This is a genomic window from Levilactobacillus tongjiangensis (genome assembly GCF_003946345.1).
Lineage (GTDB): Bacteria > Bacillota > Bacilli > Lactobacillales > Lactobacillaceae > Levilactobacillus > Levilactobacillus tongjiangensis.
The window spans coordinates 1-20,891 of sequence record NZ_RHNY01000013.1 but is presented as its reverse complement, the minus strand read 5'-3'; the positions used below and the strand labels follow the sequence as shown (position 1 = coordinate 20,891).

General features: G+C 46.2%; 17 protein-coding genes. 4 read left to right on the top strand and 13 right to left on the bottom strand.

The genetic code is table 11. From position 1 onward, the window contains the following. Positions 1-15: 15 nt before the first annotated feature. Positions 16-156, bottom strand: coding sequence for an aldo/keto reductase (locus EKM75_RS12930; protein WP_225426688.1), 141 nt, complete (start codon positions 154-156; stop codon positions 16-18). Positions 157-443: 287 nt separating this feature from the next. Here EKM75_RS12930 and EKM75_RS08690 point away from each other — a divergent pair, with 287 nt between their 5' ends. Then, positions 444-659 carry a P8 family protein gene (locus tag EKM75_RS08690; RefSeq protein ID WP_125682189.1) on the top strand — a complete coding sequence of 72 codons (216 nt, stop codon included), beginning with the start codon at positions 444-446 and terminating at the stop codon, positions 657-659. A gap of 704 nt (positions 660-1,363) precedes the next feature. Here EKM75_RS08690 and EKM75_RS08685 read toward each other — a convergent pair. The 7 genes from EKM75_RS08685 to EKM75_RS08655 form a co-directional block, all read right to left on the bottom strand. Continuing rightward, entirely contained in the window at positions 1,364-1,990 is a 627-nt protein-coding gene (locus EKM75_RS08685) for a histidine phosphatase family protein (protein WP_125693822.1), read from the bottom strand. A 12-nt stretch (positions 1,991-2,002) separates the two neighbouring features. Continuing rightward, entirely contained in the window at positions 2,003-2,905 is a 903-nt protein-coding gene (locus tag EKM75_RS08680) for a DMT family transporter (protein WP_125693902.1), read from the bottom strand. 424 nt (positions 2,906-3,329) lie between these two features. After that, positions 3,330-4,004: a methionine ABC transporter permease gene (locus EKM75_RS08675; protein ID WP_125693819.1), complete on the bottom strand. Its 675-nt coding sequence runs from the start codon at positions 4,002-4,004 to the stop codon at positions 3,330-3,332. Then, complete coding sequence (locus EKM75_RS08670; RefSeq protein WP_225426691.1) at positions 4,005-5,051, bottom strand: methionine ABC transporter ATP-binding protein; 1,047 nt, start codon at positions 5,049-5,051, stop codon at positions 4,005-4,007. Positions 5,052-5,251: 200 nt separating this feature from the next. Further along, positions 5,252-6,064 (bottom strand): MetQ/NlpA family ABC transporter substrate-binding protein, encoded by an 813-nt coding sequence (locus EKM75_RS08665; RefSeq protein WP_125693816.1) that lies wholly within the window; start codon positions 6,062-6,064, stop codon positions 5,252-5,254. Positions 6,065-6,586: 522 nt separating this feature from the next. After that, positions 6,587-7,135: a DNA-3-methyladenine glycosylase I gene (locus EKM75_RS08660; RefSeq protein WP_125693814.1), complete on the bottom strand. Its 549-nt coding sequence runs from the start codon at positions 7,133-7,135 to the stop codon at positions 6,587-6,589. 129 nt (positions 7,136-7,264) lie between these two features. Beyond that, positions 7,265-8,905, bottom strand: a complete 1,641-nt coding sequence (locus EKM75_RS08655; RefSeq protein WP_125693812.1) for a peptide ABC transporter substrate-binding protein — start codon at positions 8,903-8,905, stop codon at positions 7,265-7,267. Positions 8,906-9,314: 409 nt separating this feature from the next. On the opposite strand from EKM75_RS08655, the gene EKM75_RS08650 reads away from it, so the two are divergent. Then, entirely contained in the window at positions 9,315-11,561 is a 2,247-nt protein-coding gene (locus tag EKM75_RS08650) for a glycoside hydrolase family 3 C-terminal domain-containing protein (RefSeq protein WP_125693810.1), read from the top strand. 186 nt (positions 11,562-11,747) lie between these two features. Here EKM75_RS08650 and EKM75_RS08645 read toward each other — a convergent pair whose 3' ends face one another. From EKM75_RS08645 to EKM75_RS08625, 5 genes are all read right to left on the bottom strand, one after another. Continuing rightward, the gene (locus EKM75_RS08645; RefSeq protein ID WP_125693808.1) at positions 11,748-12,194 is read right to left on the bottom strand and encodes a GNAT family N-acetyltransferase; all 447 of its coding nucleotides are present in this window, start codon (positions 12,192-12,194) and stop codon (positions 11,748-11,750) included. Positions 12,195-12,203: 9 nt separating this feature from the next. Next, on the bottom strand, positions 12,204-13,187 hold the full coding sequence (locus EKM75_RS08640) for a choloylglycine hydrolase family protein (RefSeq protein ID WP_125682207.1): 984 nt from the start codon (positions 13,185-13,187) through the stop codon (positions 12,204-12,206). A gap of 511 nt (positions 13,188-13,698) precedes the next feature. Beyond that, entirely contained in the window at positions 13,699-16,842 is a 3,144-nt protein-coding gene (locus EKM75_RS08635; RefSeq protein WP_125693806.1) for an AAA family ATPase, read from the bottom strand. Continuing rightward, positions 16,839-17,972, bottom strand: a complete 1,134-nt coding sequence (locus tag EKM75_RS08630; RefSeq protein WP_125693803.1) for an exonuclease SbcCD subunit D — start codon at positions 17,970-17,972, stop codon at positions 16,839-16,841. The genes EKM75_RS08635 and EKM75_RS08630 overlap by 4 nt, the downstream gene beginning before the upstream one ends. A gap of 14 nt (positions 17,973-17,986) precedes the next feature. Continuing rightward, positions 17,987-18,547: a DNA-3-methyladenine glycosylase I gene (locus tag EKM75_RS08625; protein ID WP_125693802.1), complete on the bottom strand. Its 561-nt coding sequence runs from the start codon at positions 18,545-18,547 to the stop codon at positions 17,987-17,989. A gap of 221 nt (positions 18,548-18,768) precedes the next feature. Here EKM75_RS08625 and EKM75_RS08620 point away from each other — a divergent pair, with 221 nt between their 5' ends. Then, the gene (locus EKM75_RS08620) at positions 18,769-19,698 is read left to right on the top strand and encodes a matrixin family metalloprotease (RefSeq protein ID WP_125693800.1); all 930 of its coding nucleotides are present in this window, start codon (positions 18,769-18,771) and stop codon (positions 19,696-19,698) included. 146 nt (positions 19,699-19,844) lie between these two features. After that, positions 19,845-20,789, top strand: coding sequence for a GH25 family lysozyme (locus tag EKM75_RS08615; protein WP_125693798.1), 945 nt, complete (start codon positions 19,845-19,847; stop codon positions 20,787-20,789). Positions 20,790-20,891: the final 102 nt, after the last annotated feature.

The following is a 20,891-nucleotide window of genomic DNA, read 5'->3' as shown; positions in this document are numbered from 1 at the left end:
TATTGAAATATCTGCTTAGTCTTTAACCAATTTGGCTAGTGTCTGTTCGCTGTGACTATCCTGATAAATGTCGGCTGTATCGAAGAAATTAACATTCACATCATAGGCTGTCACTAACGTATTCTGGGCATCAGTTTCATCAAACAGATCCCCCATTGGGAACCTGACTACCACGTTCCTAAAGAGACTTCGCTGATATCAAAGTTGGTTTTCCCAGGTTTATGATGCTTCATTCACTTTCCCTACTTCCTCACATCAGTCCGGCCAGTGATTATGCCATCTATCATGCCGGTTTTTATTTTACCCATCAACGTTCGCGTGAAACCGGTTGAACAAAATATTTACCATTTCCTCATAAAAGGACTACCATAAAAGTTGAAGCCGGTGGCATATGCCAGTAACACAAACCGCTGACCCCAATTTTTATTTGGAGGTAATTGGTTATGGCTGTTGTAGAAAAGACTGCTTTATTGGATGAAAAAATGAGTGAAGTATTTGACTGGTCCGATGCTTCGTTACCTGTACGGGACGCTCTGTGGGACCACTTCATGGAATCCAATGGTCACAACACCGATGAAACTGAAGCTTCTATGAAGGAAGTCGACGCTAAGTCAGACGCAGAAGTCCGTTCTTACGTTGAAGAAAACCTCAAGAAGTAACCGGCTGTCTCAACCTAAAAAACACCCTGCTATTTATGTAGCGGGGTGTTTTTTTGCAGTTAATTCCTAGATAGTGAATTGGGAAAGTCAATTGCGCTCCGACGCTCCGGTGTTCCGGGCGGACGCCTACCCGTGGGGACGCTTCAGCCAAAAATCGGGCTTCTCGCTCGTTTTGAAGCCACGCAAACCACGTGTCTTCAAAAGCGCCCGTGCTGTAAACTGGAAGACCACCAGTTAACACCACCTTCACGGTAGGTGCCGCCCGGAACACCTCCGCTGAGATGGCACATCAAATCAAACAATATTGAATGCCACCACATTCAGGCTCTCAAAAATTCTCAACTACCTATTTTAAATCTAAAGACTGGTTGCCACATAAAGTGACAACCAGTCCTTGGATTTAAACAATCAATTTTATAAATCATAATTGCTTTGGTAAACATGATAAAACCCATTAAACCCCAATTAATCCAATCGCAATCATAGCCGGCAGTTGGCCGGGTGAGCGACGGCTGTGTCGATGCAGTTAGCTGGTGAACTACCAGCTTACTGCATGGGACGAGCTTGAAGACTCGCGTGATTTTCGGGAGGCTTCAAGTCGAGGAGCAAGACCGCCCTACGGCTTGCTCCGGTCCCCACAGCAGACGTTCATCCGGCCAACTGGCGGCGGTGAAACGTCTCGTATCAGGGTTTAATGCGAATCATTAGTGATTGACACGTGGTGTGACGTTGTATGACCGGAGATAACGCCGACCGCTAGCCGGATCAATCACCATCCGGGTAACGCTCGTATTAGCGGGTTCTGGAAGTGACGTGGTCGCCGGAGCATTCATCATCAGCAGTGTCGTTGCTTTAATAGTCAGGCCGTGACTGACCACCAGAATATGATCATCCGGATGGTCCACGACTTCTTCAGCCAGCCACTGTCCTACTCGCCGTTGAATGGTCAGATAGGATTCGCCACCGGCTTGCGTTAAAACGTCGGGTAAAGCTTCACCAGTTACCGGATCGAACTCAGCTGGTAACTTGTCCTGAAGCTCACGAAAGTTCGCCCCAGTCCATTCACCATAGTCTGCTTCCATCAGACGATCATCAAACTGCGGAAACACACTCAATGTCCGTGTTAAAGCTGCCGTTGTCTGCCGTGTCCGATGGAGCGGACTGCTAACCAGTTGATCGTAGCGTTCACTGCGTAGCCACTGGGCTAAGCGTTCCGCTTGCTGTAACCCACCCACGGTCAAGTGAGTCACCCCTGTATCCAACTGTCCCTGCATCAAATGATCAACGTTGGCTTGCGTTTGACCATGACGCACCCAATCAAAGACTGTCACACAATCACTTCCTTATTGTCGGAAAGGTTCGACCTTCCGACGTCCCTGCTGTAACAAGTAAATGGCCAAAATAACCAAAGCTGACCCAACAATTTCAGCAATGCTGACCTTTAAGCTTAAGAATATGATCGAAAGAATGAACGTAACCACCGGCTGCGTTGCATCAACGATACTGATGACGTCCGATGGGGCAAACCGCGTACTGTAAAGCACCAGCGCAAAAGGCACGATGGTTCCCACGATAATCACAGTGCTCATCGACACCACTAGTTCGGTTGTGATTGGTGGCATGCTGACCCATACGGGATGGACCAGGTTAAACGCCACCCCAGCAACTAACGTCCCCCACCCTAAAACTGTAATGGGCGAATGACCGTACTGTTTGATCAATGGTCGCGGCAACGTTACGTAAAAGGCCGCCGTCAGACCAGAGCCAATTCCCCACATCAGGGAGTCAAACGGAATGGATAACCGGGTAACATCTCCCCGTGTAATGGCCAAGAAGACCCCAATCATGGCAACGGCAAACGCCACCAAGTCACTCCGCAGTGGCCGATCATGCTTGAACAACAAGCTTCCCACCACAATAAAGAGTGGGCTTAAGTATTGTAGAATCGTTGACGCAGCCGAGTTACCAGTTTGAACGGACATGTAAAAGGTCATCAGGTTCGCACCCAGACCTAAGAGTCCGTAAGCCAGCAACCAGCCCACCTCACGCCAGCTCCGGAAGATGGTGAACGTTTCCTTACCATAAAAAATCAAACTGATGAGAATCAGTACAATCCCCGCACCTAAAGTTCTCGCTGATAAAAACCAACTAGCGGGAATCGATTGCCCCTGCGAGATAAATTGAAGGACAGTCCCTGAGACCCCCCACATTGCAGAGGCCACGATTGCCCAAAAAATCCCCTTCATCACGTTTTCGGTTGACGCTGTCGAAGTTTTCAAAGCCGAATAATCCTTTCTCTCCCACACCCCAAAATGGTATGCATCATAATCTATTTATTTTACCGAATGTCTATTAGAATTCACTGACAAAGATGGTAACGACTAACCATCATCATACTCTTTAATTTTAGCTCAAAAACCTTATTCAGTCCGAAAAATATTTTAACCAAATTTAACCGGGTGGAAAGTTCCTTTGGAACCGGGTAGGAACCCTTTATTAACAGCATCTTTGCACTACTAAATTCAGCAACTAACCCAGTCATCGAAACTTCTAACCCACTCGATGTATCCCTAAATCACAAAATGAGTTTGGGAACTAATCCCAAACTCATTTATTACTGCTAAATTCATCTGACTAAGACGTAGCAGGCTTAAGCTCTAGCGATTACCCCTAAGCATGATCAACTTTACGGGCCCAGAAATCCCCAATCAGTTGAATGGCAAAGACAATAACTAAGATAATCAACATTGCACCAACCGTGACGTCACTTTCAAATCGACTGTACCCGACGTTAATGGCCAAGTTCCCTAAACCACCACCACCGATAGCACCGGCCATGGCCGTCAAGTCGATCAGACTGATCAACGTTAGGACGGATGAGCGAATAATATCCGGCAGGCCCTCGCGCAAGTATACCCGGAAGATAATGGCAATTGGGCCAGAACCAACGGATTCGGCGGCTTCAATCACACCCCGGTCAACTTCAGCCAAGGCATTTTGAATCTGCCGTGCGTAAAATGGTGCAGAACCAATGACCAATGGCACAATTGCTGCGGTGGTCCCAATAGCGGTCTCAACGATCAACCGCGTCAACGGTGCAATGACGGCCAGCAAAATAACGAACGGAATTGACCGACACAGGTTAACCAATTTATCCAAGATATTGTAAACAACGCGGTTTTCCAAGATACCACCGGGTTGGGTCACAATCAGACCGATCCCGATAGCCATCCCAATGATACCGGCAACCACTGCGGTGAAGAACGTCATGTACAGTGTTTCCCACGTTGCTTGAATGAAGTCACCCTTCATCGTGACCGCATTTGGAAAGTATTTTGCTAACATTTAGGCCACCTCCGAGTTAGGATCGAGTTGTGTGACGTTGATACCAGCGTCTTCACAGTAAGTCCAGGCTTCATTCAACTGGTCGGGTTCACCAGCCATAACAACAATCAAGTTACCCAATGGCGTATCCTGAAGAATTTCAACGTTCCCATACAGGATGTTTGAAACAACTGAATACCGCTTGTACAGTTCCGTAATCAACGGGGCATCCGCAGTTGCGCCAACGTACTGCAGTTGGACCAGAATATGATGATCGTCCAGGCCCAGCGTTCCCGCTTGCTTGTAAATTTTTTCCATCGCCTGGTTGATTTGCGTGGCTGTATTGATAAAGTCTTGGGTCAATGGCTTATCTGGCTTACTGAAGATGGTCACCAAGTCACCACGTTCAATAATCTCACCAGCGTCCATGACCGCTACCTTGTTACAAATTTCCTTCACGGCTTCCATTTCATGGGTGATCAGCACCACGGTGAGGCCCAATTCCTTGTTCAACCGTTTCAGTAATTCCAAAATGGAGGACGTGGTCTTGGGGTCCAGTGCACTCGTGGCTTCATCACTGATCAGAATCTCGGGATCATTGGCTAAGGCCCGTGCAATGGCAACCCGTTGCTTTTGACCACCAGAGAGCTGAGCCGGATAGTCTTCCGCTTTTTCACTCAACCCGACTAGGTCCAGTAAATGCGCAACCTTTTGCTTCCGTTCCGCACGGGATAACTTACTACCCTTCAATGGGTAATCCACATTGTCCGCGATGGTCCGGGACGTCATGAGGTTAAAATGCTGAAAGATCATGCCGATTTTAGTCCGGGCGGTCCGCAATTCCTTGGAACTTAAATCTAGAATATTTTGACCGCTGACTTCGACAGTGCCGGCAGTTGGCCGTTGGAGGCGGTTGATTACCCGCACGAGGGTACTTTTCCCCGCTCCAGAATAGCCGACGACACCGTAGATGTCACCGCGGTTGACCGTCAAGGACACATTTTTCACGGCCGTTACGGTCTGACCCTTGTTCTGAAAGGTCACGTCGATATCTTTTAACTGAATAATCGCTTCGTTAGTCACAGACTTCATTCTCCTTACTCGCCAATGCCGGCAAATTTCATTTTGTTTCTATAATATATGACACTTTGATTCATTTAGACTGACTAACTGTTGTTACCTATGATTCAAAAATCACAGCACCGTCTACTATAGCAAGTTGGCGGGTACTTTGTCCACGGCTACAATCAGCTAATCCCATCACTAGATTACCAAGCTGGAATGGTCAAGCCGTGGTAGTACTTCTTCAACAACTTCTTCGTTGCTTCAGTCTGGTAAGCCTTCACAATCTTCTTGTAGGTCTTGTTGTTCTTGTCAGACTTGTTGGTTGCGATGATGTTGATGTAAGGAATCGAAGCCTTGTTGATCTTTTCCTTGAAGATAGTTTCCTTATTAGGCAACTTAGCTTCAGCGGCGAATTCGTTGTTGATAACAGCACCGGTTGCATCAGACAATGAACGTGGTGTTTGCGCAGCGTCAACAGCTGTAATCTTTAATTTCAACTTGTTTTCCGTGATGTTCTTTGGCGTAGGTAATTCAACCTTGCTATCAACCTTGATCAAACCAGCTGATTGCAGCAAGTGTAAGGCCCGGCCTTCGTTGGTGGAGTCGTTAGGAATCGTAATTTGGTCACCCTTCTTGATGGCTGAAACACTCTTAACCTTCTTGGAGTATAACCGTAGTGGTGCTCGAACAGTCTTCCCGATGGAAACGATGTTACTCTTGTGAGCCTTGTTCCATTGATCCATGAAGTACGTGTGTTGGAACGAGTTCAAATCAATTTCATGGTTGGTCAACGCAGCGTTAGGCTGGTTGTAATCAGTAAAGGTCACCAATTTGATGTTGATACCTTGTTTCTTTAATTTAGATTGAATGGGTTTCCAGATTTTTTCATCGGAACCCATGATCCCAATCTTCACAGTCTTGTTGCTGGAACTACTAGACTTCCCACAACCGGCAACGATTAACAATGGAATCAATAATAATAGGAGCCAGCTAAAATGTTTAAATGATTTCTTCATACTCAAAATCCCCTTTATTTTTCAATAATTTCTAAATCCTCAAAAGTTAAACGCCACGGTTGCAAACAATGACCAAAAGAAAAAGTCCGCTCCTAAATTAATAGAAACGAACTTGTCGTGGTACCATTCTAATTTAAGTCGGCATATAAAATAATGCTGGCTCCTCATTAACACTCGCCAGCTAACGCCTTAAAGTGCGTGCACGATAATGAGTGCCAGTCATTACCACCTCATCCTAAGGACTCAGTGATACCAATTAATTTCAGGCCATCTTCACCCCGCCGTGGGTTACTCGCTTCCAGCAAATCGCGAGCTCTCTTAGAACCATTGACGAAGGCTACTCTCCTGATCACATTGTTTTCAATCGCTTAATTTAATAGCAAGTCTAATGCAACTTTAATCCGGTGTCAAGAACGAATTTGGATAAATATTTTTATGTTAACGCCCACAACACGGGTCTTTACCTATATTGGCCCGAAAAAATAATATTGTCGCCATTATTTTTTCTCATCCAAATTTCACTTAGTCATCGAGAACTTGCTCGCGTAGAATTCCAGCCGCCAGTAAAAACATATGCGTGACGACTGGTCCAACAAAACTAAACCCCCGATGTTTTAAATCCTTGGCTACCGCCTTCCCAATTGGCGATTGATTAGTCAATTCATCCCGGGTCACAGCCGGTAACAGATACGGCGTCCCATTGACGAAGGCCCAGAGATAATCGGCAAAGCTGCCAAACTCCCGTTGTACCTGAATGATTGCCCGTGCATTCTGAATGGTCGCCCGAATTTTGCGTCCGTTACTGATCATGTCAGTGTCCCGGGCAATGCGTTCACCATCCAGCTCGTCTTCAAAACCAGCCACGACTTGCGGATTCAGCCCTGCAAATAGCCGACGATACACGGGTAATTTACTCGCGGCCGCCTGCCAGCTCAAACCAACTTGAAAGACGCCAACCGTTAGAAGCTCGTACAGGACGTGATCGTCATGAGTCGGCGTGCCAAAGTACGCGTGATATTCTTGGGTGCCGTTGGTCATCCACTCGTGGCCGTCATTTGGTCCAATTGCCATCGTCTCGTCACCATCCTCTGTCATCATGATACAACAATGAGCGGCGGATCGCTCACCATACCGGCGGCCAGCACGAACGACTTTGGTGATACCGGGTCTTCGGAGCACAAATAAATTGTCCTTTAGTCATTACTTAATGTACGCGTACTTATAACTCCACTGCGTTCCCGCCGTGTTGTGAATGATGCCTTTGGCAGTATTGCGTTGGAGGTAGGCATAATTAGCCTGATAAAGCGGCGTGAAGCTCTGCGTCTGGTTGAGCATCTTAGCTGCTTTAACCATATCCTGCCAACGAACCTCTGGCTGACCGGCATCCTGGTTCTGCGCCTTATTGATCAGTTGGTCATATTGCTTGTTTGACCACTTACCATAGTTCAGTGAATTGGAACTGACTGGAATTTGAAGGAAGGAAATTGGGTCGTTGAAGTCAGCTCCCCAGTGTGACAGATAAAGGTCAAAGTCTCCACTAGTTGCGCGTGACTGGGCAACAGACGCTGGTACGTTTTGAATCTTCAAATCGAAGCCCTTCAAGTTCTTTTCCAAAGCCCCTTTGAGATATTGCGTCACCGTGCTGGCAGCTGCATCATCGTTTCCAGCCATGATGCTCAGGTCGACCTTCTTGATGCCCAACTGCTTCAATCCTTGAGCCCATTTCTGTTGAGCCAATTTTGGATTGTAGGTAGTGGAATTTTTAACGGTTTGTTGCTTGGCAAAGTCTTCCCCCGTCTTGGGGTCCTTAGCCAAACCACTAGCTACGAAACCGGTTGGCGTCACGGAGCCGTCGCCCAAAACCTTCTTCGTCAACTGACTGCGGTTAATGGACAATGCAATGGCTTGCCGAATATTTTGATTGTTCATGATTCGGCGTTTTTCTTTATCGGCATCTTGGAAGTTATACTTCAGGTGAATCACAATGGAGTAAGGATATTCTTTAAATGCCTTGTCGTTCTTATAGTTTTTAACTTGTTCATTGGTCAGGTTAGCAAAATCGAGCTTGTTGTTTTGATACAGACTCAGCCCCGTCTGCGGGTTAGTCACAACCTGATACTTGATTTTTTGCAGCTTAACCACGTTCTTATCCCAGTACTGATTGTTCTTCACAAATGACCAGGTATTCCCCGTACCACTCCAGTTAGTAATCTTGAAGGGACCGCTGTAAACCATGTATTCTGATTTAGTTGCATACTTCTTACCGTATTTGTCGATAACCTTTTTGTTTTGCGGGGCAAATAAGGGATATGCCATCAAAATCTTAAAGTAGGCAATTGGTCTATCCAGCTTAACGACTACCGTCTGCCGATTCTTGGCGCGAATCCCAATCGTACTAGGATCAGCCTTCCCCGCAATAATCTTATCTCCATTCTTGATACCGGAGAACATGTTGGTGTAGGAAGACTTGGTGGCTGGTGTTAACGTCCGCCGCCAAGAATAAACGAAATCTTGAGCAGTAATTTTGTCGCCATTACTCCACTTCGCATTATCACGAATGTGAAAGGTCCAGGTCTTCTGGTCCTTGGACTCCTGAACTTTATCCGCCAAGCCTGGTGCTACTTGGCCGTTCTTTCCTAATCGATAAAAGCCTTCAAACACGTTTCCAGTTTGACCATAACCAGTGGCCTTGGCTAAATCAATTGTATCAAGCTGTGCGGTGGCAGGTAGGCGTAACTCTTGGGTGGGCTTCGCTGAGGAAGCTGATTGGCCACAAGCTGCTAACCCCAGGCTTAAAGCCATTACAGCTGCGACGAGTCCGAATCCGGTCCATTTTCTCATAAAATCATTGCTCCCTTGTCCTTAAATTTAGTGGTGTGCAATCCCTAAATCCAATTTTTATGCATAAAAAGCGGGTTACCCTTCACTCGTATCGTGAAAGGTAACCCGCTACACTGACAACCTGAGTCGTCGTTATGTATTGCTACGGTTTAGCCGGAAGTCCACGATATGAGCAACGCAAAAAGCACACGTTACATTCGCAACATGCAGCTAAAACCGTTTGAACTTGGTTGGCGTTCATCATCATCGTGGTCTCCCCTCCTTATTTTTAGTAATTAAACGGATTGCACAAAGTTAAATCTACCCCATCGCCAATCGTTTGTCAAAGAAAAAAACCGACTCACTAACATCTCCTCTAGGAAAACGGTATACTGGAATTAAGTTTGACTAGTAGAAAGGATTTGAACGTATGGACATCGAACGAACGCTTGCTGCACTGACGTTACCTGAGAAGGCCGCTTTGGTCTCTGGAAAGAATAACTGGTACACGGCCGCTGTAAAGCGACTAGGCATCCCTGCCTTGATGATGACGGATGGTCCGTCGGGGCTCCGAAAACAAAAGCCTGGTTCCGAAGCTGACTTCACGGACTCAATTCAAGCAATTGCCTTTCCCACGGCGGCGCTCAGCGCTAGTTCGTGGAACGAATCTCTCCTGCAGAAGATGGGAGAACATTTAGGAGAGGAAGCACGCGCTGAACAAGTGAGCCTATTATTAGGCCCCGGTATCAACCTTAAGCGCTCCCCTCTAGGTGGTCGTAACTTTGAATACTTCTCAGAAGATCCACTAGTCGCCGGTAAGTTAGGTAGCGCCTACGTAAAGGGTGTTCAATCCCAACACGTCGGTGTGGCGGTGAAACATTTCGCCGCAAACAACCGAGAAAATCAGCGGTTTACGGCTTCCAGTGATATGTCGGAACGAACGTTACGTGAGCTTTATTTACGAACATTTGAAATCGTCGTCAAGGCCGCACTGCCCGCTACCGTTATGACCTCATATAATAAAATAAACGGTGTCCTTAATTCTCAAAACCAACGACTCTTACGGAGCATTCTGCGGGATGAATGGGGCTTTCATGGCGCCGTAATGTCTGACTGGGGAGCCGTCGCCGATCACCCCCAAGCCTTGCGTGCAGGACTGGACTTGGAAATGCCTGGTAAGGGCCAGGCTTCCGTAGATGAAATCATTCGTGCGATTGATACCGGTGAATTAGACGAAGGAACGTTAAATAAATCTGTCCGTCACTTACTCCACATTATCGATAATTGGGCACCAGCTGAAAAAGCAAATACTTACGACCACGAAGCACATCACAACTTCGCTCGAACGGTTGCCGATGATAGTATCGTTTTGCTCAAGAACCACGCAAATGAATTGCCATTGACACCAGGTCACGAAGGCAAACTTGTTGTAATTGGTGAATTGGCTGAAAAGCCACGCTATCAAGGATCTGGTAGCTCACACGTTAACCCAACCAACTTGGTAACACCGTTAGCAGCGCTGAAAAATAGCGAGCTTAAAGCCGATTACTATCCCGGGTATCGTTTAGATCAAAGTGAAACTGATGATACTTTGGCGCAGGCAGCGCTCAACGCTGCCAAAAGCGCGGACCACGTCATTGTTTTCGCAGGTTATCCAGAAAGCGCCGAATCAGAGGGCTTTGATAAAAATTCACTGATGCTTCCTGAAAACCAAGGTGATCTGGTGGGCCAACTTGCTAAACTCAACCCCCACACGACGGTCGTTCTTCAAAATGGGTCTGCGGTAGAAATGCCTTGGGTCCACAGTACGGCCGCGGTCGTTGAAACGTACCTAGCCGGAGAATCAGTCGGTGAATCTACCTGGGATATCATCACCGGTGCGGTAAATCCCTCTGGTCACTTGACGGAAACTTTCCCCCGGCGTTTAACTGATACACCGATGGCACCAACCTTTGGTCAAGATCCCCATCATGAATACTACACAGAAGGTATCTTCATGGGCTATCGATACTACGATACGCATGAAATGCACGTTCTCTTCCCGTTTGGCCATGGACTGAGTTACACTAACTTTGAATACTCCAAGTTGGTCATTGACCAAAACGAACACGGCGCCACCGTCACCTTCGGTATTACCAACACGGGTGACCGGATTGGCCAGGCTGTACCACAACTTTACGTTGCTAACCATTCCACGCACAAGCCAATGCCTACCAAAGAGTTACGGGCCTTCACAAAACTGAGCATTGATCCTCACGAAACGAAGTTAGTCACGTTCAAATTGAATCGTCGTGACTTTAGTTGGTGGTGTGAACCCAAGCAACGCTGGGAAGCTGATACCGGTGACTACGAAATTATGATCGGTGAATCTTCCCGTGACATCCGGCTTCAAACGAAGTTGACCATGGACTTCAAAAATTCACCAGCACCAGTCACATCCGAAACCTACTTTGCTCAAGTTGTCCAGGAACCAAGATTACGCGACCTCTTCCAACGCATCGTTCTGGATTCAGAACAGGATCGCACAAATAACTTCTTAACGATTAAGGATGACGAGGGTAACCTGGTCTTGATGCAAAATCAGATGTTCCTTAACATGCCACTCCGTGCAGCCGTTGCACTAGGCGTTCCAGCCAACTTAATTTCTAGTTTCATTGCCGCTGCAAACGATCATTAGAACAGAAAAGGGTTTGAGACTTTCGTCTCAAACCCTTTTTGTGCTCCAAACTTAAATAGTCGAAACGTGTGACAACAGGCAGTCAACTCCGCTTAACCCCGATAGACAAACAATCCAAGGCCAGGATTATTCGTTTATCGACGTTAATGCTCATTGACTAACCGCCTTTTGTTCCACTCTCTTTTTTTATTGAATCGGCAATACCATATCCAGATGGGGAATCCCAGTATCCAAATACACTTCGCTGACTGGCTTAAATCCAAATGATGCGTAAAATTCCTGCAGATAAGCCTGTGCTTGAATCACAATTTGTTGAGCTTGGGGATAATCCTGTTGGGCAGTCGCAATTGCCGCTGCTACCAACTTTCGGCCCAGTCCCTGCTTACGGGCAAATGGCGCAACCACCACACGGCCAATTCGGACCTGACTCCCCTCATCCATAATGCGGGCGTAGGCGTTCAACCGCCGTGCTTCATCAAACCGCACTACATGCTGGGCGGTTAGATCCAAATCGTCCACTTCCTGGTATGCACATACTTGCTCCACCACAAAAACGGTGACTCGCAACCGATAGATCTGAAAAAGCTCGTTTGTCGTGAGCTGATCAAAGTTTTTCGATACAAACTCTGTCATTCGATCCACCTAGTTTAAGTGACTGACGTGTGGGGTGTGGTCTAACGGATACTCAACTGGCGTATCCCAATCATTCAACATCTCATCCGTTAACACAACCCGTTGCAGTTCTTGATTATCATACGGTTCCATGTAAAAGGCTCGTTCGTCCAAGCTCATGTATCCACGGTACTGCGTGTAATCACTTTTCCCATCTGCTTTTAGTTTAACGCCCTTAGGAATCGTGACCGTATCCAACAAATGCTGCAGTAAGTTCAACGTTGAAGGAATATCTGCCGTTGGAATACTGTAATGCTTATTATAAACCGTCCGAACAAACCGCGATGGCGACGTGTAGTCCCCAGGTAACCCTAAGGCCCCAGTTCCTGGTCCTTGCGTCTTCAAAGGCAGTCCTAGATAATCATGCAAAGGTCGTTCCTCTGCTTGCATTGTTCCGTACGTACTTAAGTTTTGTAAGTGCCAACTCAACTGTGGCGCATTGGCCATGACACCGACTGGATCATCAATCAAGTGTAAGTCCTCACTGGTCGCCTCTAACACAGCTGTATCACCAGTAGGATCACTGAAAATGTAGTGTAACGGTGTCGTTAATCCCAAAAGTGCTACTGGCACATCTAAGATTTGAATTGTTTTGACTAAGTCACGTAACTCAGCAACGCTTTTAGCATTTCCCAAAACCCAAGCCGTCACATCGTGCGGTGCTAAGCCCAGCTTTCCTGCCTTAGCCGTTTCTTCATATTGTGCATATTGTGGGAAGTAAAGTGCTGCGGCACCAAGACCAAACTCATTAACACCATCCACAACTATATAGTGGCTCAAATTACGCCCAGCCCCAACAAAACCATACTTGGTGGTAAACTCACCGGCGTCACCTTGAAATGTTTGATGACGCGGCATAAAGATTGGCTGGCCACCTAGTTCAAAGGCAAAGTCCATGGTGCGGGCCAGAAAATGGTCCCCCCGACTATTTTCAAAGGTCAAGCTAGTACACATCAAAACCATCCCGTTTCTAATTTAGTTATCAATTATTTTAAACCATCGGCGGGGAATGTGCACGCATAATCGTTAATTATATAACTATTTTTCTGTTTGATGGAATATCTCGTAGCTCCCCATGAAACGTTTGGTTTACCAATATTACCAGTCAATAATAATTCCCTAGCAAAGGTAGCTCAGCTTCTAAAGAACCTTTGAAAAAGGTAACATTTTGACGGAATCTCGTGGTTTACAGATGTTTATTCGAGATGAAGCGACTATCCTAAGGCTGAAAGGTTCTTCGCCATTCCAAACAATTTGGTAACGCTCGTCGTTTTCTCACGGATGATTACCCAATCACATTAGAAGCTTTTCAAAATTTGACAATTACCAACTACCGACACATCCTTGTAGGTAAAATCAACTACCCCATCAACTTCTCTTGTTCATCCCTCATTTTCCGGAAGTGGCTTTGAATCGACGTTGAGCTTTTCTGATTTAAGTCGTCAACCAACGTTGACGACTTTTTTTAATCCGCTAAGTGATAATGAATCGTGCTCTCACCATTCCCGGTAGCGACAACCTGCAGCTGATTGGGAACTTGATCCCGCAACTCGCTAACGTGACTGATGATACCAATCATCCGATGCTTGCCTTCAATCGTCTCCAACGAATCTAACGCCACCATCAAAGCATCCTCATCTAACGACCCAAAGCCTTCATCAATGAAGAGTGCGTCAACATCCACACTTCCAGTCGTTTGCTGAATGACCTCACCTAATGCTAATGCCAGTGCCAAAGATGCAATGAAACTCTCACCTCCAGAAAGTGTGTGAACACTACGTTGCTCACCCACATGATCATCATAAACATTGATTTCAAGCCCGGAACGTTTTTTAGAACTGGCTTGAGTCGAATCAATAATAAACTGATACCGCCCATTCGTCAGCTGATGCAATCGATGATTTCCAACAGACAGGATCTGCCGCAGATACGTTTGTAACACGTATCTTTCGAGGCCTAGCTTACTGTTAGGACCATCCCCATTTACCACACCAGTAAGTTCTGCAAGTTCCTGGGTCGTTTTCAATTCATCAGCTTGACGTGATACCTGTTTTTGAATCTGTTGAACCAACCCAGCATTGTGTTCTTGCTGGTTAAGCAGTTGTCGATGCTGGTCCTGCAATTCATCGGCATGACTATTGGCGCTTTGCAACGCCTGCTGAGTTGCCACTTGATCCGGCTCCGGTCGGCCTTTGACCCGCCCTTGTAAATCGTGTACTGTCGTTATCAACTTTTCCTTGGCCGTTTCAAAACTTCGTAATTTCTGTCTTTTGGCTGATAATTCGGCCACCAATGGAATTTGTTCAACGACTCTTTGTGCTGTGACCCGACTGTCTTGCTTCTGTCGTTGAGCAATGACTGTGGAAACTGTAGCCGTGGCCTTTTCCAACCGCCTGGTTTCCTGAGCAACCTCTTGCTTGGCCGTAACTAACCTCGTTTGACCGACAGCGAGTGCTTGTTTGGTAGTTTGAACTTGATTTTCCATTTCTGCCAGCGTTGTTTGGTGCTGCAGCAACTGAGCTTGTAATTGCTTATTTTGCTCCTTGAAGGTCACTAATGTTGGTGCATTTGCTGGCAGTTGCTTTTGCTCAGTAGTCAGCTCTGTTCTGACCTTCTCTAACTGGTTCTGTTGCTTCTTCAATTCAAGTTGGGCCTGCTGCAACGTTTCCTGACCGGCTGTAGCCTCTCGCGCCAATACTTCCAGCTGTTCCTGTGCTTGCTTGATTTGAGCCAATTGGCCTTGAATCCGTGTCCGGGCCTTTTCCTGTGTCACATGACGCTTCACTAGCAAGTCAGCCAACTGGGGAACGGTGATTACTGAAACTTCCATGGCCTGACATAGCTCAGTGATTGCCTGCTGCTGATTCACGGTGAGAGTACCAATCTGCGTTTGCTGTGAAGTCAGTTCAGCCCGTAAATGTGCTGCTTGATTTTCTTGCTTGTCAGCAATGGCTTGTAATGCTTGGACTTCTGTCTCAGCCACCTCAGTCACAGCGGTTACACCCGGGTGAGGATGTTCAACTGATCCGCAGACGGGGCAAGGTGTTCCGGCTGTAAGCTTGGCACTCAAAACGGCAATCTGACTCCGTAAGAATTCTTGATACTTGTCCTGAGCCAAATTGCGCTGTTGCGTCGCCTCAACCGTCGCCTTCTTTGCTTGGTCCTGTAAGTGATCTCGCTTGGTACCTAGTTGTTCAAGTTGGCGATCATTTTGTTGAATTTGATGCAATTGCTGCTGCCAGGCGTCCGATTGTGTTTCTTCCTGGGCCAAGCGCTTATCTGCCTCATAGACCTGTGTCTGCTGTTTCACAATTTTTTCTTGCGTATCTTGCAATTGTTGATTTTGCTGAACTGATTTTTGTGCATCAGTTTCAGTCTGCTGGGCTTTGGCTACCAGTGCGCGAAGCTGCTTCATCTGTTCAGTCAAATCACTAACTCGTTGATAGACTGGCAAAATCTTTTCTTGTTGCGCAATTGCCGTCGTTTCGGTAGTAATCTTTTCCTGTAACTCTTGACTGGCCGCTAATGTAGCCTGGGCTGTTTCAAAGGCTTTAGTCGCAGTTCTCACTTGTTCTTCCAAGGAACTTTGCGAATCTTTCCGGGCGCTCAACGCTTGCTGCGCACTGGTCTGCTCTGCTAATTGTGGCTGAACCGTTTGAACCCATTCAAGTTCTGCAATTAGAGCCGCTAGTTGTGCCATGGCTGGGGCTTGTTCTTGTAACGTTGTAAGTGTTAGTGTCTGTTCTCGCAACTGTACGCGATCCTTCAACAGCTGTTTTTCTTGTTCATCCTGTCGTAGTAACTGGTCAACCTTCGTTTTGGTTTCGACCAACTCTGTGGCAACCTTTTGATCAGCTGCTTGCATTGCTTGTTGCTGTGTTGCCATTAAGTCGATGACCTCAGCTGTCTGGTGCTTCTCAACCAACTCAGCTGCGCGATTTTGTTTATCAGGCTGCCATTTAAGTTCTGACTGTAAACGCTCAAGCTCCTGGGCTGACTCTCGATTAGCCGTTTGGTTCTGTTTCAGCTTTAGCTTAAGTTGATCCGTCCACCGAGAAAAAATTTCAGTATGAAAGAGCTGTTCGAGGACAGTCGCTTTATCCTCACTTGGTGCGATTAAAAATCGACGAAATTGTCCCTGCGGCAGTAAGACAATCTGAGCAAACTGGTCACCATCCATCTGTAACAAATCCTGTAGAAAATCACGAACCGGTGTCGCTTTCGTTATCTGATTGACCTCTTCCGTCCCCTGATATACCGTCAGTGTGACATTAGCCTTAGCTTCAGTGAGCCCTTCTCCCCGCTGCTTTTTAAGGAGTTGTTGTGGTTCACGAACTATTTCATACGTTTTAGCCCTATGAGTAAACGTAAACGTTACTCGGGTTCTATCCTCTGGCGTTGCGAAGTCTGAGCGCATGAACTTGGCTTCACGGTCAACACCAGATGTTTGGTCAAACAAGGCATAACACATCCCATCGAAAATGGTCGTCTTACCACTTCCCGTTTTGCCACTAATCAAGAACAACGGCGTCGTGGAAAATTTCGTGAAATCAACCATCTCATCACGATAGGGGCCAAAGTATTGTAGGTGTAAACTCACTGGGCTCATTCTTTATCCTCCTTTTCAGCTGCTTGTAGGGCCTCCTTCGCCCATTTTTGTTGCGTCACTTGCATCGGATGTTGTGTTACTTGTTCAAAAAACTCAGTCATCAGTTGCAGTGGATCACGTTGTACCTGATGGATATCCAGCTCATCTGGTGTAACCGTCAGCTGATTGATCCGTTGTAACTCAATCACTCTGGGGAAACGCGTCTTTAAGCGTTGCATCACATTCGGAATTGGCATCGTGTCCGTCAGCTCAATCGCAATAAAATCTTCTGACTGCACGTCATAGTCCTTTTCTGGATTCATCAAATGCTCAAAACTATCCGTTAATACTACTAAATCATGCCAGGGTTTTAGTGGTTTAAAGGTTACCGTAACCGGTGTCGTATCCGTGTCAACAATCCAAACCCCTTTAGTATCTTCAGACTCACTAGTCGAAAACTTTAGGGGGGATCCACTATATTTCACTGTTGGTTCATTTTGCAGAGCTTCTTTGCGATGTAAATGCCCCAAGGCAACGTAATCAAACGGTGAGAGCAAATCAACCGGCACGGCATTAAGCCCCCCTACCTGGACGGCCGTTTCAGAATCACTGTGCTGACTACCAGCAGCAAAAAAATGGGCAACTAAGACATGATGTTGTCCTTCCTGAAATTTTGCCTGCATAGCTGCAACTAATCGTGCCATTGCTTGATTGACCGTTTTAATCTGATCGTCTTGGAAAAATTGACGAGCCTGAAAGGGTTCAAAATACGGTAGCAAAAAGAACTGTGTGTCACCAATCGTTATCGGCTTGAGGGCACTCGCTAAAGTTGTCCGCAAATAAAATTCAGTACTCGTGAACCATTGCTGACCATAACCCAAACGCACACCAGAATCATGGTTCCCGCTGATGGCCAACAACGGAAATTTCTCTTGCCGGTTAAGGTCAACTAACATATCATCCAATGTCGCAACTGCGGCTTCACTTGGTAAAGCTCGATCGTAGAGGTCCCCTGCAACAACGACGGCATCTACTTTTTCAGTTTTAGCAATCGCCTTAATCTGTTGATACGCATCACGTTGTTCTGGTAACAAATCGTAGCCGTTTAATTTTTTTCCAATATGCCAATCTGCTGTATGTAAAAACCGCATGTCTGGTCCTCTCCTTATTGATTCTCCGGTGCCCAATCACAACTGAGCAAATGATCATTAACTAAGCCTGCTGCTTGCAAGAATGAATACACCGTCGTTGGTCCCACAAATTTAAACCCCAGCTTCTTCATCTCTCGCGAAATGTGCTGGGCCAAATCCGTCGTCGCAGGTATGTCCGCAGTGGTAGTTACGGCATGACGAATCGGCTGATCACCCACGAACTGCCATAACCAACGTGAAAAGTCAGCCTGCGCTGACCACTCGTGAATCACTTGCGCATTGTTGACAGTCGCTTCTAGTTTACGGCGGTTACGAATGATTCGCGAATCAGTCATCAGCTGATCAACGTCCGCCGATGTCATCCTTGCCACCCGTTCAATTTTAAATTCATGAAAGTCCTGTTGAAAAGCCGCACGTTTATTAATCACTGTTTGCCAACTCAGCCCTGCTTGATAAGTTTCCAAACATAATAGCTCAAATAGCTTCTGCTGATTGTGTTCTGGTCGACACCATTCCTCATCATGATACTGTTGCATTGCAGGCGAAGAATTCGCCCAGTCACATCGTTTAGCCATTTCAAATCCTCCAGTTTCTCTTCTAAAACTACTATACCAGATTGCTTCAGCGCAGCCAAACAAACGTTCTATTTATTAATATTTGGAAGCGCAATCATGCCTATTAGGCAACGATAATAGCGTGAATAATTTTTCGAATTCTATCACTTGACCAGGTGATTGGAAAAGCCTATGCTATTGTAAATGTTGAATGTTTTGGGGAATTAAGGGAGGTTAACATCATGCGCAGATTACACCATCTAAGGGTCCGTTCACTTCTCATGGTAGCAGGCGCTACCTTGTTAGTGACCCCCGTTGTCAGTAGCAGTGCAATCACAGCGGAAGCCGCAAGTGTCACACCATCGACAACCACGCTCAAGAAAAGTTCGAGTTACTACCGCAAACACGCTAAAACTCTAGGCAAGAAATACAAATTAGCGTTTGATGCGCAAACCGCTCTGAAAAAGAACGGTAAGGCTGTGGTTTATGTTAATACCAAGGACAAGAACCTTAAGCAAAGCGTCAAAGTAGCCATGAACTATTGGAATAAGCAACTGGGGAAAAAAGAATTCACGCAGGGTACTAAAAAGTCCCATACGTTGACATTCTCAGTCTCTAAAGCTAAGCCTAGCAAGCGTGATTCAAGCGATGCTTGGTGGACTCCTGGTAAGAAACAGTTGCAGATTCGACAATCCTACTACACTGCTGAAAAACAGGAAATTGGTTCAGCAATGACGGAACAACTGAATGATTCCTTCTACAAGCAATACAAGAGCACTATTGAAGCTAAAGCCAAGGCCAATCTTGTTGCCAAGGGTGTCTCCACTAGCGACAAGAACTACTCAACGTTGTTCGATCAAGAAGCTGGAAACGTTGAAACATCCCTGCCAGCGTATTCTACCTTAGTCAAGGACGTGAAGGCAGTGGAAAATAGCTATGCTAATACTGGCCGGATGTACGCCTATGCCAGCATCATTGCTCACGAAATGGGCCACGTCATGGGCCTGAATCACTCACCAAACACCAAAGATCTCATGTACTACGAGAGTGGCAACAGCAATGTTTACAGCTACAAGAAAGTTAAGGCGGGCTTATCCAAATACACACCCGTCACCAAGACTGACAAAGCCCGGGCAAAATTGGCTTTGAAGATTTATTCAGCTGTACACTGATTAACTACGTCAAAAGATTGCGACCGAATTTTTGGTCACAGTCTTTTTTGTTTGCAATCGAACTGTAACTAATTGTAAATTTCTAGTAACCTGTTCGCTTAGGTTACCGTGTACAATGGATTCAAATACTGAGGAGGACATCATTCATGCAAATTAGTTTACGTAAATTAGGGGCCAGTTTAGCTGCCTTTGCTGCTGTTGTCGCTGTTGGAGTTAGCTTAAACACTACCACTGCGAATGCCGCTGGCAAAAAAGTTGCTGATATTTCGCAATACCAGGGAAATATCAACTGGAAGAAGGCGTCCAAGGACTTAAAGTACGCCATTATTCGGGTGCAACACGGTAGTAAGGGTGACACTGGTTACATGGTTGACAGTAAGCGCAACGTCAACGCCAAGGGTGCATACAAGTATGGCGTCCCATTTGGTCAATACATGTTTGCCGAATTTACTAGCGTGAAGGATGCCCAACGAGAAGCTAAAGATTTCTACAAGCGGAGTAACTCCCACACGAAATTCTACGCTTTGGATGAAGAAAAGCGGATGCCTGGTGCCAAGAGTAAGGAACAGACTTATGTTAACGCTTGGTTAAAGACTATGCGTAGTTTAACTGATAAGCCACTGATTATGTACTCTGGTGAATGGTACGCTAGCTCCAACAACCTGAACTTCTCCAAGTTCGATGGGACTTGGATTGCCAAGTACAGTTCTACCAAGCCTAAAGTTTCTGGCACGTCCGTTGACCTATGGCAACACACGAGTTCAGGTAAAGTTTCCGGTATCAGTGGCAACGTTGACTTGAACAAGGTTTTAGACAATGCCGCTGTTAAGAGTTGGTTCGCAGGTAATACGACTCACTCAAAGACGAGCTACTACAGCTCAGCTAATGGGGTCACGGGTATCAAGACTAAGAAGGCTGTTTACGAATACTCTTCCACCCTCTTTACTAAGAGTCACCGCGGTACCAAAGTGGCTGCTGGTAAGAAGTTAGCCGTTAAGGCAATTGTGAAGAACAACAAGAATGCTTATCGTTTCCAATTAACGAATGGTAAATACGTCACTGCCAACCAAGCATACGTTTCAACTTACTAAAATTGTATTTAAAAGGCTCTTTGTCAACCGGTGTTGATGAAGGGATTTTCAGAGGTTCAATTCACTTTCGAATTGGACCTCTTTTTTGTATTCTGATTTTGA

What these genes read in the sequence shown, in the direction of transcription:
- EKM75_RS12930 (WP_225426688.1), bottom strand. Translation starts at nt 156, where the DNA reads ATGGGGGATCTGTTTGATGAAACTGATGCCCAGAATACGTTAGTGACA.
- EKM75_RS08690 (WP_125682189.1), top strand. Translation starts at nt 444, where the DNA reads ATGGCTGTTGTAGAAAAGACTGCTTTATTGGATGAAAAAATGAGTGAA.
- EKM75_RS08680 (WP_125693902.1), bottom strand. Translation starts at nt 2,905, where the DNA reads ATGAAGGGGATTTTTTGGGCAATCGTGGCCTCTGCAATGTGGGGGGTC.
- EKM75_RS08675 (WP_125693819.1), bottom strand. Translation starts at nt 4,004, where the DNA reads ATGTTAGCAAAATACTTTCCAAATGCGGTCACGATGAAGGGTGACTTC.
- EKM75_RS08665 (WP_125693816.1), bottom strand. Translation starts at nt 6,064, where the DNA reads ATGAAGAAATCATTTAAACATTTTAGCTGGCTCCTATTATTATTGATT.
- EKM75_RS08660 (WP_125693814.1), bottom strand. Translation starts at nt 7,135, where the DNA reads ATGGCAATTGGACCAAATGACGGCCACGAGTGGATGACCAACGGCACC.
- EKM75_RS08655 (WP_125693812.1), bottom strand. Translation starts at nt 8,905, where the DNA reads ATGAGAAAATGGACCGGATTCGGACTCGTCGCAGCTGTAATGGCTTTA.
- EKM75_RS08650 (WP_125693810.1), top strand. Translation starts at nt 9,315, where the DNA reads ATGGACATCGAACGAACGCTTGCTGCACTGACGTTACCTGAGAAGGCC.
- EKM75_RS08645 (WP_125693808.1), bottom strand. Translation starts at nt 12,194, where the DNA reads ATGACAGAGTTTGTATCGAAAAACTTTGATCAGCTCACGACAAACGAG.
- EKM75_RS08640 (WP_125682207.1), bottom strand. Translation starts at nt 13,187, where the DNA reads ATGTGTACTAGCTTGACCTTTGAAAATAGTCGGGGGGACCATTTTCTG.
- EKM75_RS08635 (WP_125693806.1), bottom strand. Translation starts at nt 16,842, where the DNA reads ATGAGCCCAGTGAGTTTACACCTACAATACTTTGGCCCCTATCGTGAT.
- EKM75_RS08630 (WP_125693803.1), bottom strand. Translation starts at nt 17,972, where the DNA reads ATGCGGTTTTTACATACAGCAGATTGGCATATTGGAAAAAAATTAAAC.
- EKM75_RS08625 (WP_125693802.1), bottom strand. Translation starts at nt 18,547, where the DNA reads ATGGCTAAACGATGTGACTGGGCGAATTCTTCGCCTGCAATGCAACAG.
- EKM75_RS08620 (WP_125693800.1), top strand. Translation starts at nt 18,769, where the DNA reads ATGCGCAGATTACACCATCTAAGGGTCCGTTCACTTCTCATGGTAGCA.
- EKM75_RS08615 (WP_125693798.1), top strand. Translation starts at nt 19,845, where the DNA reads ATGCAAATTAGTTTACGTAAATTAGGGGCCAGTTTAGCTGCCTTTGCT.